Source organism: Mesorhizobium sp. B1-1-1, assembly GCF_006442955.1.
In the GTDB taxonomy this organism is placed as follows: Bacteria; Pseudomonadota; Alphaproteobacteria; order Rhizobiales; family Rhizobiaceae; genus Mesorhizobium.
In genome coordinates, this window is sequence record NZ_VFWW01000003.1 from 355,717 (window position 1) to 369,728 (window position 14,012).

Below are 14,012 nucleotides of genomic sequence, written 5' to 3' on the forward strand. Positions count from 1 at the left end.
CGACGCAGCAACAGATGGAAGTCACATGACAGCTTCTCCTCACGTCGTCGTCATCGGTGCAGGCACCCTCGGCATGTGCTCTGCGCACGCGCTCACGGAACAGGGCGCTCGCGTCACCGTCATCGACGCACGATCCATTGCGTCAGGATCCAGCGGCCGCTCGGTCGGGGTCGTTGGCACACAGCTGACGGATCCGTTCGAGATCCAGCTGCGCATGCAATCCGTGCAGCGCATCCGCCGGTGGCAGGAGCGCCTCGGTCTCGGCTTCAACCCTATCGGCTATCTGCGTCTGGCGCGCACCTCCGAGCAGATGGAACTGTTCGCCCGCTCGGTGGAGATCCAGCGCGATGCCGGCTTCAGATCCAGGGTCTACCAGGCGAACGAGCTCCAGCAGCTCGTGCCGCACTTGAGTTCAGATGGGCTCGAAGGCGGCATCTTCGGGCCGGACGACGGCTTCCTCGACCCCCACGAAATGTGCACGTTGCTGGCGCAAGAGGTGAAGAAGCTCGGCTCCGAGGTTTTCCAGTTCCGCAAGCTGCTTGGTGTCGCGCGGACATCCGGTGGCTATCGGTTGGACACCAGCAAGGGTCCGATCGGCTGCGACTTCATCGTGAATGCGGCAGGCGCCTGGGCGCCACGCGTTGCCGAGATGCTTGGACAGACGCTTCACATCCACCCCGAGCGCCACGAGGCGCTGACAATCCACCTGGACGCGCCGCTTCCCTACACAATGCCGATGGTCATGGATCTGGTGAACGGGCAGGGCACCGGACTCAACTTTCGGCACGAGAAAGCGAGCGAGCTCATCGCCGAGATACACAAGGTAAGTTCGCCCTCGCCCGAGGATCCGGACAATTACAACGAGCAGTGCGAGGAAGGGTCCAAGGTCATGCTGGCCGAGATGCTGATCGAGCGCGTGCCTGATCTGCCGGGCGCCCGGCTCGGCCGGGGCTGGGCAGGTCTCTACCCTGTCACCGCCGACCACCGTCCCTATGTCGGACCAGTCGATCAGTCCGAGCCCGGTCTGATCACTGCGGCCGGTGCGGGCGGCTACGGGATACAGCTCGCGCCGGTGATAGGCCTGATCGTCGCGGACTGGGTGCTCAAGGGCTCTCCCGCATCGATCCCAGGCACCGAGAGTCTCGCTCCAACTCCGGAAAGAAACGTCCCCCCGTACATACTGCGGCGGCTTGACCAGTAGGACACCGGCGTTAGCGCAAGGACAAAGAAGCCATGCCCGAGGCAGAAAACATCGTCCGCATCAAGAACATCAACGTGATCTATGGCGGCCATTACGCCGTGAAAAACGTCTCGCTCGACATTACGCGCGGCGAGGTCGTGGCGATCGTCGGACCCAGCGGCGCAGGGAAGAGCACGCTGCTGCGTGCGATCAACATGCTCGAACAGCCGTCATCCGGTACCCTCGAAGTGGGCGCCATCCGGTTTTCGGTCGACCGCAATCTGTCCGCCGGAGAGCTGTTGAGGCTCCGACGTTCCACCGGGATGGTTTTCCAGTCCTTCAACCTGTTTCCGCACATGACCGTGCAGCGCAACATTTCGCTGCCGCAGATGCGGGTTCTGGGGCGCACCAAGGAGCAGGCGGACGCGCGCACCGCCCAATTGCTCGAACGCGTACACCTTACGGACAAGGCGCACTCCTACCCGGCGCGCCTGTCGGGTGGCCAGCAGCAGCGTATCGCGATCGCGCGCGCCCTGGCTCTTGATCCCAAGGTGATGCTCTTCGACGAACCCACGAGCGCCCTGGATCCCGAACTCGGGCTTGAAGTGTTGGCCGTGATGCGCGAGCTCGCCCAGGAAGGCATGACAATGATCATCGTCACGCACGAGATCGCCTTTGCCGCAGACGTCGCCGACCGCGTGATCGTCATGGCCAATGGAGAGATCATCGAGCAGGGTCCGCCTGATGCCGTGATCCGCAACCCGTCGTCGCCGCGCACGCGGCAGTTCTTCCGTGCCGTGGTCGATCGCAGATGATCGACCTGCTGGTTTCACTGCTCAGAGGCGTTCCGGCCACGCTGCTGGTGACCTTCGGCGCTTTCGCAGTCGGGGCCATCGCAGCCGTGCCGCTGGTGCTGATGCGACGTTCCCGGTGGCTCCTTCTAAGCATGCCGGCGCGCATATACATCGACGTTGTCCGGGGAATCCCGCCGATCGTCTGGCTGTTCATTATCTTCTTCGGATTGGGCAGCGGAGTGATCGTTCTCAGTTCCTATCAGGCTGCCATCCTGGGTATGGGGCTGGTATCAACGGCCTATCTCGCTGAAATCTACAGGGGTGGCTTCCTGGCCCTCTCGAAGGGCCAGCGGGAGGCGTCCACGGCGCTCGGTATGACGCGCCTGGATACGCTGCGCTACATCCTGGCGCCGCAGGTCCTGCGCGTCTCGGTTCCGCCCATGGCGACCTTTCTTGTCAGCCTGCTCAAAGACACGACCGTGGCCTCCACGATCGGTGTCCGCGACGTGATGATGTACGCATCGCAGCAGGCCCAAGGCGGAGGCGGCAGCTTCATGCCGTTCATTTTCGCTGCGCTTCTCTACATCGCGCTGTCGATACCCGTTGTCGTGTTGGCACGCGCCGTGGACGAGCGGCTGCGCTCAAGAGGGCAAGCGAAATGAGCGAGATGCTGGCCAACTGGCTGGACTGGTCCCCCCAGCTTTTCCAAGGAGTTCTTGTCAGTCTCCAGTTGGCGGGCCTGGCGCTGCTGTTCGGATTGCCTATCGGTCTCGTTCTTGCGCTTGCCTCCTCCTCTGGAAACAGGCTCGTCCGCTATTTCGCGGTGGTACTTGTCGAGATCGGGCGCGGCGCGCCCGCACTCGTCGTCCTGCAGATGGTCTACTATGGATTGCCTGCTTCGGGGATGACCGTAAGTGCCTTCACCTCCGGCGTGATTGCGTTGGCGCTAACGACAGGCGCCTACACCAGCGAGATCCTTCGGGCCGGTCTGAACGCGGTTCCGCATTGTGAGATCGAGGCGGGCCTGGCGCTCGGCATGACCCGCCGGGACATCCTGCGCTTCGTGGTGGTCCCCCAGGGAATCCTGTTCGCAATACCCGCGCTGATGGGCTTTGCCATTCTCATCTTCCAGGCGACGGCCCTTACATACACGATCGCCATCCCCGAACTTCTGGCGCGCGCCTATCGCGTGGGTGCGGCCACCTACCTCTACCTCGATGTCCTGATCCTGGCGGGCCTGTTCTACCTCGCCATCACCGTCCCGTTCGGGTGGCTGGTCTCGTACACCGAACGTAGGCTGGGCAGCCATCTCGGCTGACCTGCAATCAAAAACCATCAATGTCAGAGGAGAGCAAAGTGAAAAATTGGAGTAAGATCATCTCGGCCGCAGCCATTGCCACGGCCTTGGGTGCCAGCGTCGCGTCCGCACAGGATTGCAAGCCGCAGCATGCTTTCGAAACCGTGTCGGCGGGCAAACTCACCGTCGCGCTCACCAACACCGCTCCGTATTCGCTCGAAAAAGACGGCGGCATCGCGGGTATCGACGGCGATCTCGTGAAGCGTTTTGCCAAGGAGAACTGCCTGGAGATCGCTTATGAGATCTTCACATATCCAGGCGCGGTTTCCGCAGTTCAGTCGCGGCGCGCGGACATCGCGCTTGGCGGCTTCTATCGTACCGCCGCCCGCGCGAAGGTCGTCGCTCTGTCCACGCCGGTCTATCTCGACCAACTGTCCGTCACCTCGACCAACGGCATTGATACCGTCGACGGTCTGCTGGGCAAGAAGGTCGGCACCGTGGAAGGATATCTGTGGGTCCAGGACATGGAGAAGCTCTACGAAGGCTCCAAGACCTATCCGTCGTCGCTGAACCTCGCTCAGGACCTTCATGCCGGTCGTATTGAGGCGGCGCTCGACGGCTTCGGCTCCGCTGTCATTCAGAACGAAGGGCAGAACTACAAGGTGCATGTCCTGAAGCCGGATCCGCGCATCGATGCGACCATGAACCCGTCGCAGACCGCCTTCCTGCTGGACAAGAGCAATGAGGGCTTCGTTAAGGCGGTTGACGCTTCGCTCGATGTCTACCGCAAGAACGGCGCTATCGCCGAAGCGCTCAAGGCTTACGGGCTGGATCCGTCAGCCGCAGATGTCGGTGAAGCCCGCGTCATCGAGTAAGCCGCTGGTATGAAGGGCCGCCCTGCCTGCCCCGCTTCTAGGAAGAAAACCGGATGCGGCGGGCGGCCTGTACGTTTGCTGCGCGGCTGCAATTCGCGAGCAGAATTTCGTAGTGCACCCCGAGTCTGAGACACGAAAAGGGTAACAGTCCTTCATTAAGGAGAGCTGATGAGGAAAGAAGACCCGGGGTGCATTACAGCGCACCACAGATCCCTCCGGTCACATAAGGTTACAGCGAGGAACGGTACCGGTTCAGGCTCGTTAGCCCTGCATCCAATCCAATCATGGAGAAAAACGATGCAGGATGTTTCCGGCAAGCGCGTCGCCATCCTTGCGACGAATGGGTTTGAACAGTCCGAGCTTGAGGTGCCGCTGAACAAGCTGCGCCAGGCCGGCGCCGAGGTCGAAATCGTGTCGCTCGAAAGCGGCAAGATCAAGGGCTGGGACCACAAGGATTGGGGCCGCGAAGTTCCGGTCGACAAGACCTTGGACGAGGCCCGCGCCGATGCCTACGATGCGATCGTTCTGCCCGGCGGCGTCATCAATCCCGACCTCTTGCGGGTCGAGCGCAAGGCGCTGGATTTCATCAATTCGTTCTGGTCGGCCAACAAGGTCGTCGGCGCGATCTGCCATGCGCCCTGGCTTCTGGTCGAGACCGGGATCATCAAAGCCCGCCGCGTCACATCCTACAAGTCGATCAAGACCGACGTGATCAATGCCGGCGGCCTGTGGCAAGACAGCGAGGTCGTCACCGACCAGGGGCTGGTCACCAGTCGCAATCCCGGCGATCTCGAGGCCTTCTGCGACAAGCTCACGGAAGAGATCAGGGAAGGGCGGCACGACAGGCGGGCCGCGGCTTAGCGCCGAACTTAGCGCCGAACCTTGTTCACCAGCCGCGCCGAAGGATCTCGGCGTGGGTTGTTCAGGCGCTCTTCGCCCCCTCCGCCTTGCGCAGCGACGCCTGATGCACCAGCGACGTCCAGCTGTTGGTCGAGGCAAGGTGGCAGTAGAGCAGGCTGAGCGCGCCTGATTTTCTCAGGTCGAGGAAGGCCTCGTCGCTCAATCTGTTGAAGGCGGCCTCGTCTATCACCTGGAAATCGGTGAGGTTCAGCACCTCGCCTCCTTCCAGCGTCACCTTGCTCTGGCGCGGCGCGAACAGGGCATGCGCGTCGATCTTGTCGACCATCTCGCGGGTCGCCCTGAAGTCGATCTGGAACTGGTTGCAGAAGGCGAGCGCCTGCTTCGTCGCCTCGGTCGCCTCGTTGCCGCTGAAGAACGGCAGCACCTTGTCGTCGCGGAACGGCGCCAGCAACTGGTCGATGACGCGCTCGCTCGCCCGGTCGACGCACAGCGTCAGCCGGCCGGGCTGCTTGGGATCGTCGGCGAGAATGAAGGGATAGCGGCGGACATAGGCGGGGATGTAGTGCGGCCCGGCCCAGTTGCCGTCGGCGTCGACGAACAGGTTCTCGTCCTGGCGCAGGCCGGTGATGATGACGGGCGCCTTGGCGGCGCCGATGAAAACGATCGGGTAGGAGCGCATCGCCGCCGGCATTTCCGAGGCCACCACCGGGATGGCATGCGCCGAGCGGGCGAAGGAGAAATCGCTGCGCGCCGTCAGGCCGAGCGAGCCGTGCCGCGCCGGATTGAGCGCCTCGGGCCTGGAATAGAACAGCGGCAAGGTCTCGCCCGCCGTTTCCGTCTTCGCACCGCTGTCAGCCATGTGTCCGTTTTCCTCCTCGCGCCGGCCAACCAGGCCGGCCCGTCCAGCATTGAATTCCCAAAGCGGGGTCTGTTCTTGTCGCGCCGGCCTTGCTTCGAAGCAATCCTGCGCAGGGACAAAGTACTACAGCGTCGCCGGCGCGCATAAAAGGACACGCGCTGCTGTATTTTGGCGTTTGCGCTCTAATCGCCTTGCGGGACGCCCGCAACCATGCCGGCCTATGGACAGCCTGCCGCGAAGCGGCGACAGTGGCATCACATGGCAAAATTCCGGGAAGCCGTGGGAGTCTTCCGTCCGGGATTGCAAGGATACGAGGAGCCGATGTCGCTTCAGCCATCCGGAGGGAACCATGACGGGCTTTGTCGACCGCGAACACGCCGCGCAGCTGATGCAGCGCGCCGGCCTGCAGGCGCTGGTGCTCTCAGCGCCCGAGGCCTTCCACTATGCGACCGGCGTGTCGATCGGACCGGCGGGACTGTTCCGGCGTGCCGGCGCCGGCTTCGTCGTCATCCCGGCTCGGCAGGACCTGCCGATCGGCGTCGTCGTCGCGGATTTCAACGCGGCGCAGCTGCGGATCGCAGCGCCCGAAGCGGTGGTGCATTCGCACCCGATCTGGATCGAATTCGCGCCGGTCGAGACGGGAACCCGCGGCCCGTTGGCGGAGCGTATCGAGGTTGGCCTTGTCTCGCTTGGCCGCGCGCCGGATTTCGCGCGCCCCGCCACCTTCGATCTCGCCGGCTCGGTGCGCCAGCTGCAAGCCTTGCTTGCCGAATTCGGACTGGAGCGCGCAACGCTGGGCATCGATCTCGGCTTTGTTCCAGCCGCCGATTTTTCCGCCATGCAGGCGCTGCTGCCGCAGTGCCGGATGATCGACGGCTCGCCGGTGCTGGATCGGCTGCGGGCGATCAAGTCGCAACGCGAGATCGAGCTCTTGCAGCAAGGCATTATCCTGTCTGAAGCAGGGCTGGAGCGGCTGCAGGTCGATGCGATGGCAGGCATGCGCCAGGCCGATCTCGTCGCGCTCTACCGGCAAGGCGTGGCCGCGGCGGCGGCGGGCCTCTCCCATCCGGTCGCGACGGCGGAATATGTGACGCTCGGCGCCCGGGCCAAGGGTGCCGATGCCAAGGCAATGCCCGGCGATCCGCTGAAATGCGACATGGTCTGCACGGTCGGCGGGTATGCGTCCGACATGTCGCGCAACTTCACTTTCGGTCCCGCTTCCGCCGACCAGGTCGAACTGCACGCGATCGCCGAGCGCGCTTTCGAGGACGGGTTGGCGGCACTCGTGCCGGGAAATTCGATCGGCCATGTGCACCGCGTCGCCACCGACAGCCTGGCGCGGCAGGGCCTGCGCTCCTACCGCCGGGGGCATTTCGGCCACGGTGTCGGGCAGTCTGTGTTCTCGGAGCAATGGCCGTTCATTGCGGCCGACAGCGATGTCCTGGTCGAAGCCGGCATGGTGCTGGCCTTCGAGATCCCGCTCTACATCGACGGCCTCGCCAGCTTCAACCTGGAGGACCAGTTCCTGATCACGCCGGATGGGCCAGCCGCGATGAACCGGCTGCCAAGGCGGTTGGAGAGGATAGGATAGCGAGGGCGGGATCGTGACGGTGTCACTGTCAGCGCCCTACGGCGCCCCCCTCTGCCCTGCCGGGCATCTCCCCCTCAAGGGGGGAGATCGATTATCGCTCCCGCTTTCGCCAATTTTCAACGTTGCAAGAACAAGATGAGCCGGCGCCGAAACTTCCAATCTCCCCCCTTGAGGGGGAGATGTCCGGCAGGACAGAGGGGGGCGCCACAGAACTCGGCGATGGGTGCCCTGCCGCGAGCGATTAACCGCTCACCGGCGGCCGCCTGTCCCTCCACGGCATTTCCCGCTCGAGCTGCGCCGACGCGGCCAGCACCGCTGCCTCGTCGCCATAGCGGCCGACAAGCTGCACCCCGATCGGTACGCCGTCTTTCGACCAGCCGAGCGGCAGCGAGATGGCCGGCTGGCCTGAGATGTTGAAGGGGGAGGCGAACGCCGCATCCGTCCATTTGGCGTTGTAGCGGTCGATGTCGGTCTCCGACATATCGTAATAGCCGAACGGACGCGGCAGTTGCGTCAGCGTCGGGGTGATGAAGAGATCGTAGGGCGAAAGGTCGCCGACGATGTCGCGGCCGACCTGCCTGAGCTGCTCGACATCGGAAATGTGCCTGGTGCCGCTGGTCGCACGGCCGCGTTCGATGATCGCCCAGGTCACCGGTTCGACATCATCAGGCGTCACCGGCCGGCCGATCACCGTTTCATGATAGTCGAAGGTCGCCGCCGTCTGTACGCAGGTCATTTTGGTGTAGGTGGCCCACATGGCATCGGCATCGAGCGGCATGTCGTGTTCCTCGACGTCATGTCCCAGCCGCTCCAGCGCCGCCACGGTGGCCAGCACGGCCGCCTTCACTTCCGCATCGATGGCCGTGCCGTTGGGCGGGGTGACGATGAAGCCGATGCGCAGCTTCTTCGGCGCCAGTGACGACAGGCTGAGCCAGGAGGCGTCGGGGATCGGCGGCGTATAGGGGTCGCCCGGCAAGGCGCCGGCCACCGCGTCGAGATAGGCCGCCGTGTCGCGCACGCTGCGCGAGCAGCACAGGAAGTAGGCGCCGCCATACCAATAGTCGCCGAACGGTGCCAGGCTGACGCGGCCGCGCGACGGCTTCAGCCCGACGATGCCGCAGCAGGAGGCCGGAATGCGGATCGAGCCGGCGCCGTCGCTGGCCTCGGCGATCGGCACCATGCGCGAAGCGACGGCCGCCGCCGCGCCGCCGCTCGAGCCACCTGGCGTGATGCCTTCCTTCCACGGGTTCTTCGTCGTGCCGTAGAGCTTCGGTTCCGTCGTGATCGACCAGCCGTTTTCGGGCGCGTTCGACTTGCCGACCAGCACCAGCCCGGCCGCCTTCATGCGGCGCACGACTTCGGTGTCGAAATCGGCGACGACATCTTTCAGGTAGAGGCAAGAGTTGGTGTTCGGCGCGCCGGTCCAGGACGAGGCCAGTTCCTTGAGCAGGAACGGCACGCCGGCGAAAGGTGCTGATCTGTCGACCGTCTGCGCCTGGGCGCGCGCCATGTCGTAGAGGCGATGGATGACCGCGTTCAGCGCCGGGTTGAGCTGCTCGACCAGCGTGATCGCCGCCTCGACCAGTTCCGCAGGTGAAATCTCGCCCCGATGCACCAAGTCAGCAAGATCCAGCGCATCGGAGTTCGCATAGGTTTTCAGCAGGCTGTCGGTGACCATGTCTCTCCTCCCAATCTTTGCCTCGCGCCGCGCCCGAGCTATCGCTTCGGGCCGACGTTGGCGCCGCCCCTCATCCGCCTGCCGGCACCTTCTCCCCCGTCATGACGGGGAGAAGGAAAGCGCTCTGATGCTGGCGACCGCCTCCCGTTCTTCTCGGGAGAGGGCTGAGTGAGGGGCACCGACCTGAAACTGCTGCCCCCAGCAGCGCGCTTGTCTCACGCCAGCTCGACGGTGCGCCCCAATTCGATGCTCTGTTCCGCGGCGAGCACGATGCGCAGGCTGTTGACGGCGGCGTCCATCTGCTCGGTCAAATCGAGATCCTCGCGGATGGCGCGCAGGAAGAAGGCCTGCTCGCGGTCGCAGAGCTCCTGGTGGCCGGGCTCGTCTTCCATGCTGACGATCTCGTCGGGTTTCGAAAAGTTCTTGTCGGCGTCGACCGCCGCATAATGGATCTTCAGCGCGTCGGTCTTGGTGTGGCGGTCGATGTCGGCCGAGTTCGACACCTCCGCCGCTTCCGCTGCGCTGCTCGTCTGCTGGCCGGCGACGATCGACACCGCGCCCTTCGGCCCCACCACGTCCTTCACGAAATAGGCCGTCTCGCTCATCATCGGGCCCCAGCCTGCCTCGTACCAGCCGACCGAACCGTCATCGAAGGTGACGTGGAGATGGCCGTAATTCTGCTTGTCGGCTTCCGCCCAGAGCTTCGCGCCGATGCCGTGCACGCGCACGGGCCTGGCGCCGGTGAGCTGGCACATGACGTCGACATAGTGCACGCCGCAATCCACGATCGGGATCAGCGAGTCGATCAGGTTCTTGTGCCAGTGCCAGGCGCTGCCGCTGCTCTGCTGGTTGAGGTTGAGGCGCATCACCAGCGGCTTGCCCAGCGTCTTGCCGACCTCGATGAATTTTATCCAGGACGGGTGGACGCGCAGGATATAGCCAAGCACCAGCTTGCGGTTCTTCGCCCGCGCTGCCGCGACGACCTTCTCGGCATCCTCGATGTTGGTGGCGAGCGGCTTTTCCATGAACACGTGGCAGTTGGCCGCTATCGCCTTCAGCGCGTATTCGGCATGGGTGTTGGGCCAGCTGTTGATCGACACGGCGTCCGGCCTGGTCTCCGCAAGCGCCTGATCGAAATCCTCGTAAAGCGGATAGCCGGACAATTCGGCTGGGATCTTCTTGTTGCTCTTGATCGAGCGGCTCATGATGCCGACGATCTCGAAGCCGTCGGAGCGGTGATAGGCGCTGGCGTGCGAGGCGCCCATATTGCCGAGGCCCACCACCAGCACTTTTATTTTGTCGGCCAATTCAGCCTCCCAATTTTTTGATAGGACCTGGCGAGCTGCTGCCGCGCCTGGGCATCCAGAACAATCACTTCAGGTTGGCGCCGCCCCTCATCCGCCTGCCCTTTCCTCTCCCCCGTCGATCGGGGGAGAGGTGTCGAGCGAAGCTCGACGGAGTGGGGGTCGACCTTCGCCGTGCGCCTGAGGTTGCTCGCCAGATTGTGCCTGCCTTGCGGCGATTACGCATTTGGCGAGCGCCTTCCCCCACTCCGTCACCGCTTCGCGGCGGGAGAGGAAAGGAGCCAAGACAGGGCAATGAACGACATGACCTCTTTTGCAACCCTTACTTCACCGCCGAATCGAACAGATGCGCCTTGATCTTCTCGACATCGAGCGCGGCAAAGCCCTCCGTCAGCTTGACGCCGTCGGCATCGGCCTTGACCTTGGCCTTGTCGAAGTCGTTGGCGGCCGGAATCAGCTCGTTGGTGCAGACATCCTCGGCCTTCACCGGATTGGTGATCTGGCCGATCTTGTGGATCTCGTCGAAGAAGCCTTGCCAGCTCGCCATGTCGTGCGAGCCCCAGCCGCCGCGCTTGTCCATGTCGCCGCGGAAAACGTTGATCTGCTGCAGGATCGAGGTGGTGCCGAGCTCGGGCCCAAGGTTCTTGGCAAGCGTGGGGAACTGCTCGAACACCGCTTCGACCGCCGCGCGCGGGTTCTGGTAGCCGAACTCCAGCCCCATCGCCCAGCCGCGCAGATATTTTTCCAGGAACGCCTTCTTGTCGGGATCTTCGAGATCGGCGGCGCGCACGACGAAGGTGTTGGCCGGCAGCTTGGAATTCTTCACGCCGAGCCAGTATTCGAAGTCGAGCCCCTTGGCGATCCATTCGGCGCGCAGCCCCTCCCACGACAAGGCAGCGTCGCCCTGGCCGCCGGCGAGCGCGGTGCCCCACGTCGGCCAGCCGGCCTCGACATACTTGACCTTCTTGATGTCGACGCCTTGCGCGGCGAGCAGCGGATCGGTGATCGACTGCCAGGCGGCGGAGCCGAGCAGGATGGTCTTGCCTTCCAGCTTCTTCAAGTCGTTCGTACCCTCGCCCTTGCGGAAGGCGATGGAGAACGTGTCGCGCGCGCCCATGTGGAACACCGACTTCAGCTTCATGCCGTTCTGGATGGCGAAGGAGAACACGCCGGGCGAGGGAAAGCCCATATCGGCCTGGCCGACATCGACGAACTTCACCGTCGCCGTGCCGTCTGACGGGCCTGGCTGCATGTCGGTGCTGAGCCCATCGAAATAGCCTGCCTTCTTGGCTGCCCAATAAGGATAGTCGTCGAGCACTTCGAGCGTGCCGCGCGGCGAGATCCAGGTGAATTTCTCATAGGCCGCCGCCCTGGCCTTCAAGCCCGATGCACCGAGCGCGGTGGCGGTCACGACGCCGGCTGCCGTCACCTGCAGGAAGGTGCGGCGGCTGATGCCCGTTCTTGTCGCCGTCTGGAATGAGTTCTGGTCGGTCATGGCATTCCCCTTTTGTTGATTGACCTTCTTGTTGATCGATGGCTTTCGCCCGCTCCTCGCCCACTCCGGGGCGTTCATGATCTCGTGCTCAAGCCTCCCAGCTCGCCCATTTCTTGCCGATCAGGAAGAACAGCACGTAGATCAGGATGCCGAGCGTCGACAGGATCATCACCACGGCGAAGAATTGCGGCATCTGGATCATCGACGAATAGGTGGTGAGCCGGTTGCCGAGGCCGAAGCCGCCGCCGACCATCTCCGCGCCGACTGCGGTCAGCAGGCCGAAGATGGCGCCGATCATCAGCCCGACCAGGATCATAGGCAGCGCCATCGGCGCGCGGATCTTCCAGAATATCTGCAAGGTGCTGGCGCCGTAGGAGCGCGCCAGCGCGATCTTGGCGCTGTCGACGCGGCGAAAGCCGGTGGCTGCGTTTATCATCACCATCGGCCCGGCGGCCAGCGCCACCGCGATGATGCGCGGCGTGTAGCCGAAACCAAAGCGAAGGATCAAAAGCGGCACCAGCGCCAGCATCGGCGTGGTGACGAGAAGCAGGATGTAGGGCGCGACGATCTTTTCGGCGAAGGGAAACTGGGTGATGACGGCGGCCAGCACCAGGCCGACGACGGCTCCGATGGCGAAGCCGGAAACCAGCTCGACCAGCGTATAGCCGAGATGCGGCGCAATAAGCGGGAACTCGTCGAACAGCGCATAGGCGATCGAGCTTGGCGGCGGCATGATATAGAGCGGCACATGGAACAGGCGCAGCGCCAATTCGATGCCGCCGATTATGATTACGGCGACAGCTATGATCGCCGCCACCTCCTTGCCCGACTTGATGCCGGGGCCGCTGGCGAAGGCCGAGAGATTGGTCAGGCTGACGTCCTGCCCATCGCCGGACTTGGCACCCGATTTGGATTTGGAGAATTCCGGGATGGCGTCGCTCACGGCCTGATCCTCACGATCTCGGCGCTGGCGCGTTCCTGTTCCGGTGCCTTCGGCCTGGCGCGCTCGCCGACGATGTCCATCTTGATCCGGTTGGTGAGGTCGAAAACCTCTTTCGTCGCCATGATCTCCAGCGAGCGCGGCCGCGCGAACGGCACGCGGTATTCCCTGGCGACGCGGCCGGGGCGCGCGCTCAGCACCACCACGCGGTCGGAGAGGAAAATCGCTTCCTCGATGCTGTGGGTGATGAAGACGATGGTGGTCTTGGTGTCGAGCCAGATCTCCTCGACGAGACGGTTCATCTCCTCGCGGGTAAAACTGTCGAGCGCGCCGAACGGCTCGTCCATCAAAAGCACGGAGGGTTTTGGCGCCAGCGCCCGCACGATCGCGGCGCGCTGCTGCATGCCGCCCGAAAGCTCGCGCGGGAACTTGCCGCCGAAACCGTCGAGCCCGACGCGGTGGAGCAGATGCGCGATCCAAGCGCGGTCTGGTTTCTCGCCCTTGATCTCGAAGGGAAAGCGGATGTTGGCATCGAGATTGCGCCAAGGCAGCAGGTTCGCTTCCTGGAACACGATGCCGATGTCGGGATGCGGCCCGGTGATCTTGACGCCGTCGAGCCGAATCTCGCCGCCGGTCAGGCTGTGCAAGCCCGACATCGACCACAAAAGCGTGGTCTTGCCGCAGCCGGACGGGCCGACGATCGAAACGATTTCATTGGCGTGGATGTCGAGGCTGCAGCGGTCCAGCGCCAGGAGGTCGCCGGATGCGGTGTGATAGATCTTGGTCGCTGCCTGCACACCAAGCTTCGGCGCTGTTGTTTCGCCCGCGTTCATCCGCCCCTCGGAGAGTGCGTCCAATCGACTGCCAAAGTCAGTGTGTAACTATCCTACTTTGGTGTCAAGCGAAGAGCGCGATCGTTCCGTCGTTGAGAGCCGCCTATTCCCCTATATGTCTGCTTTCATTGTCTTTTCTTTATCTTGAAATGCGTGTTGCTTTCCTACATACTCGGGAAAAGTGGCACAACAAGGCGGGCGTTGCAGATGGGCAAAGCCGGGTGACATGCCGCAACGGCACGCAGCAGTTGCAGCGGGGCCGTGCACATGGAACGACAGCGTGCAAGCATGGTAAGAGGTCGACA

At 63.7% G+C, this 14,012-nt stretch carries 13 protein-coding genes; 7 read left to right on the forward strand and 6 right to left on the reverse strand.

The window, feature by feature from the left end:
* The first annotated feature begins 25 nt into the window (after window positions 1-25).
* From FJ986_RS07375 to FJ986_RS07400, 6 genes are all read left to right on the forward strand, one after another.
* Window positions 26-1,201 carry an FAD-binding oxidoreductase gene (locus FJ986_RS07375; protein ID WP_140673861.1) on the forward strand — a complete coding sequence of 392 codons (1,176 nt, stop codon included), beginning with the start codon at window positions 26-28 and terminating at the stop codon, window positions 1,199-1,201.
* A 32-nt stretch (window positions 1,202-1,233) separates the two neighbouring features.
* Window positions 1,234-1,995, forward strand: a complete 762-nt coding sequence (locus tag FJ986_RS07380) for an amino acid ABC transporter ATP-binding protein (RefSeq protein WP_281406976.1) — start codon at window positions 1,234-1,236, stop codon at window positions 1,993-1,995.
* Window positions 1,992-2,636, forward strand: coding sequence for an amino acid ABC transporter permease (locus FJ986_RS07385; RefSeq protein WP_140492029.1), 645 nt, complete (start codon window positions 1,992-1,994; stop codon window positions 2,634-2,636). Before FJ986_RS07380 ends, FJ986_RS07385 begins: the two co-directional genes overlap by 4 nt.
* The gene (locus FJ986_RS07390; RefSeq protein WP_140492032.1) at window positions 2,633-3,292 is read left to right on the forward strand and encodes an amino acid ABC transporter permease; all 660 of its coding nucleotides are present in this window, start codon (window positions 2,633-2,635) and stop codon (window positions 3,290-3,292) included. The genes FJ986_RS07385 and FJ986_RS07390 overlap by 4 nt, the downstream gene beginning before the upstream one ends.
* Window positions 3,293-3,330: 38 nt before the next feature.
* Complete coding sequence (locus FJ986_RS07395; RefSeq protein WP_181165194.1) at window positions 3,331-4,146, forward strand: transporter substrate-binding domain-containing protein; 816 nt, start codon at window positions 3,331-3,333, stop codon at window positions 4,144-4,146.
* Window positions 4,147-4,443: 297 nt separating this feature from the next.
* On the forward strand, window positions 4,444-5,007 hold the full coding sequence (locus tag FJ986_RS07400; protein ID WP_140673862.1) for a type 1 glutamine amidotransferase domain-containing protein: 564 nt from the start codon (window positions 4,444-4,446) through the stop codon (window positions 5,005-5,007).
* Window positions 5,008-5,068: 61 nt separating this feature from the next.
* Here FJ986_RS07400 and FJ986_RS07405 read toward each other — a convergent pair whose 3' ends face one another.
* Window positions 5,069-5,866 carry a SapC family protein gene (locus tag FJ986_RS07405; RefSeq protein ID WP_140514066.1) on the reverse strand — a complete coding sequence of 266 codons (798 nt, stop codon included), beginning with the start codon at window positions 5,864-5,866 and terminating at the stop codon, window positions 5,069-5,071.
* 349 nt (window positions 5,867-6,215) lie between these two features.
* On the opposite strand from FJ986_RS07405, the gene FJ986_RS07410 reads away from it, so the two are divergent.
* Window positions 6,216-7,457, forward strand: a complete 1,242-nt coding sequence (locus FJ986_RS07410; RefSeq protein ID WP_140673864.1) for a Xaa-Pro peptidase family protein — start codon at window positions 6,216-6,218, stop codon at window positions 7,455-7,457.
* A gap of 241 nt (window positions 7,458-7,698) precedes the next feature.
* On the opposite strand, the gene FJ986_RS07420 is transcribed toward FJ986_RS07410, so the two are convergent.
* The 5 genes from FJ986_RS07420 to FJ986_RS07440 all read right to left on the reverse strand — a co-directional run bounded on the left by FJ986_RS07420 (window position 7,699) and on the right by FJ986_RS07440 (window position 13,707).
* Window positions 7,699-9,135: an amidase gene (locus tag FJ986_RS07420; RefSeq protein ID WP_140673866.1), complete on the reverse strand. Its 1,437-nt coding sequence runs from the start codon at window positions 9,133-9,135 to the stop codon at window positions 7,699-7,701.
* A 215-nt stretch (window positions 9,136-9,350) separates the two neighbouring features.
* On the reverse strand, window positions 9,351-10,442 hold the full coding sequence (locus tag FJ986_RS07425; RefSeq protein ID WP_140662651.1) for a Gfo/Idh/MocA family oxidoreductase: 1,092 nt from the start codon (window positions 10,440-10,442) through the stop codon (window positions 9,351-9,353).
* Window positions 10,443-10,761: 319 nt separating this feature from the next.
* Window positions 10,762-11,934, reverse strand: a complete 1,173-nt coding sequence (locus tag FJ986_RS07430) for an ABC transporter substrate-binding protein (RefSeq protein ID WP_140554766.1) — start codon at window positions 11,932-11,934, stop codon at window positions 10,762-10,764.
* Between the two features lie 88 nt (window positions 11,935-12,022).
* A complete protein-coding gene (locus FJ986_RS07435; RefSeq protein ID WP_140673868.1) occupies window positions 12,023-12,877 on the reverse strand; it encodes an ABC transporter permease in 855 nt (284 codons plus the stop codon).
* The gene (locus tag FJ986_RS07440) at window positions 12,874-13,707 is read right to left on the reverse strand and encodes an ABC transporter ATP-binding protein (protein ID WP_140492079.1); all 834 of its coding nucleotides are present in this window, start codon (window positions 13,705-13,707) and stop codon (window positions 12,874-12,876) included. The genes FJ986_RS07435 and FJ986_RS07440 overlap by 4 nt, the downstream gene beginning before the upstream one ends.
* Between the last annotated feature and the right edge of the window lie 305 nt (window positions 13,708-14,012).

Bases quoted from the DNA above. Each gene is read 5' to 3' on its own strand.
- FJ986_RS07410 (WP_140673864.1), top strand. From the start codon at position 6,216: ATGACGGGCTTTGTCGACCGCGAACACGCCGCGCAGCTGATGCAGCGC.
- FJ986_RS07380 (WP_281406976.1), top strand. From the start codon at position 1,234: ATGCCCGAGGCAGAAAACATCGTCCGCATCAAGAACATCAACGTGATC.
- FJ986_RS07405 (WP_140514066.1), bottom strand. From the start codon at position 5,866: ATGGCTGACAGCGGTGCGAAGACGGAAACGGCGGGCGAGACCTTGCCG.
- FJ986_RS07390 (WP_140492032.1), top strand. From the start codon at position 2,633: ATGAGCGAGATGCTGGCCAACTGGCTGGACTGGTCCCCCCAGCTTTTC.
- FJ986_RS07400 (WP_140673862.1), top strand. From the start codon at position 4,444: ATGCAGGATGTTTCCGGCAAGCGCGTCGCCATCCTTGCGACGAATGGG.
- FJ986_RS07385 (WP_140492029.1), top strand. From the start codon at position 1,992: ATGATCGACCTGCTGGTTTCACTGCTCAGAGGCGTTCCGGCCACGCTG.
- FJ986_RS07420 (WP_140673866.1), bottom strand. From the start codon at position 9,135: ATGGTCACCGACAGCCTGCTGAAAACCTATGCGAACTCCGATGCGCTG.
- FJ986_RS07375 (WP_140673861.1), top strand. From the start codon at position 26: ATGACAGCTTCTCCTCACGTCGTCGTCATCGGTGCAGGCACCCTCGGC.
- FJ986_RS07440 (WP_140492079.1), bottom strand. From the start codon at position 13,707: ATGAACGCGGGCGAAACAACAGCGCCGAAGCTTGGTGTGCAGGCAGCG.
- FJ986_RS07430 (WP_140554766.1), bottom strand. From the start codon at position 11,934: ATGACCGACCAGAACTCATTCCAGACGGCGACAAGAACGGGCATCAGC.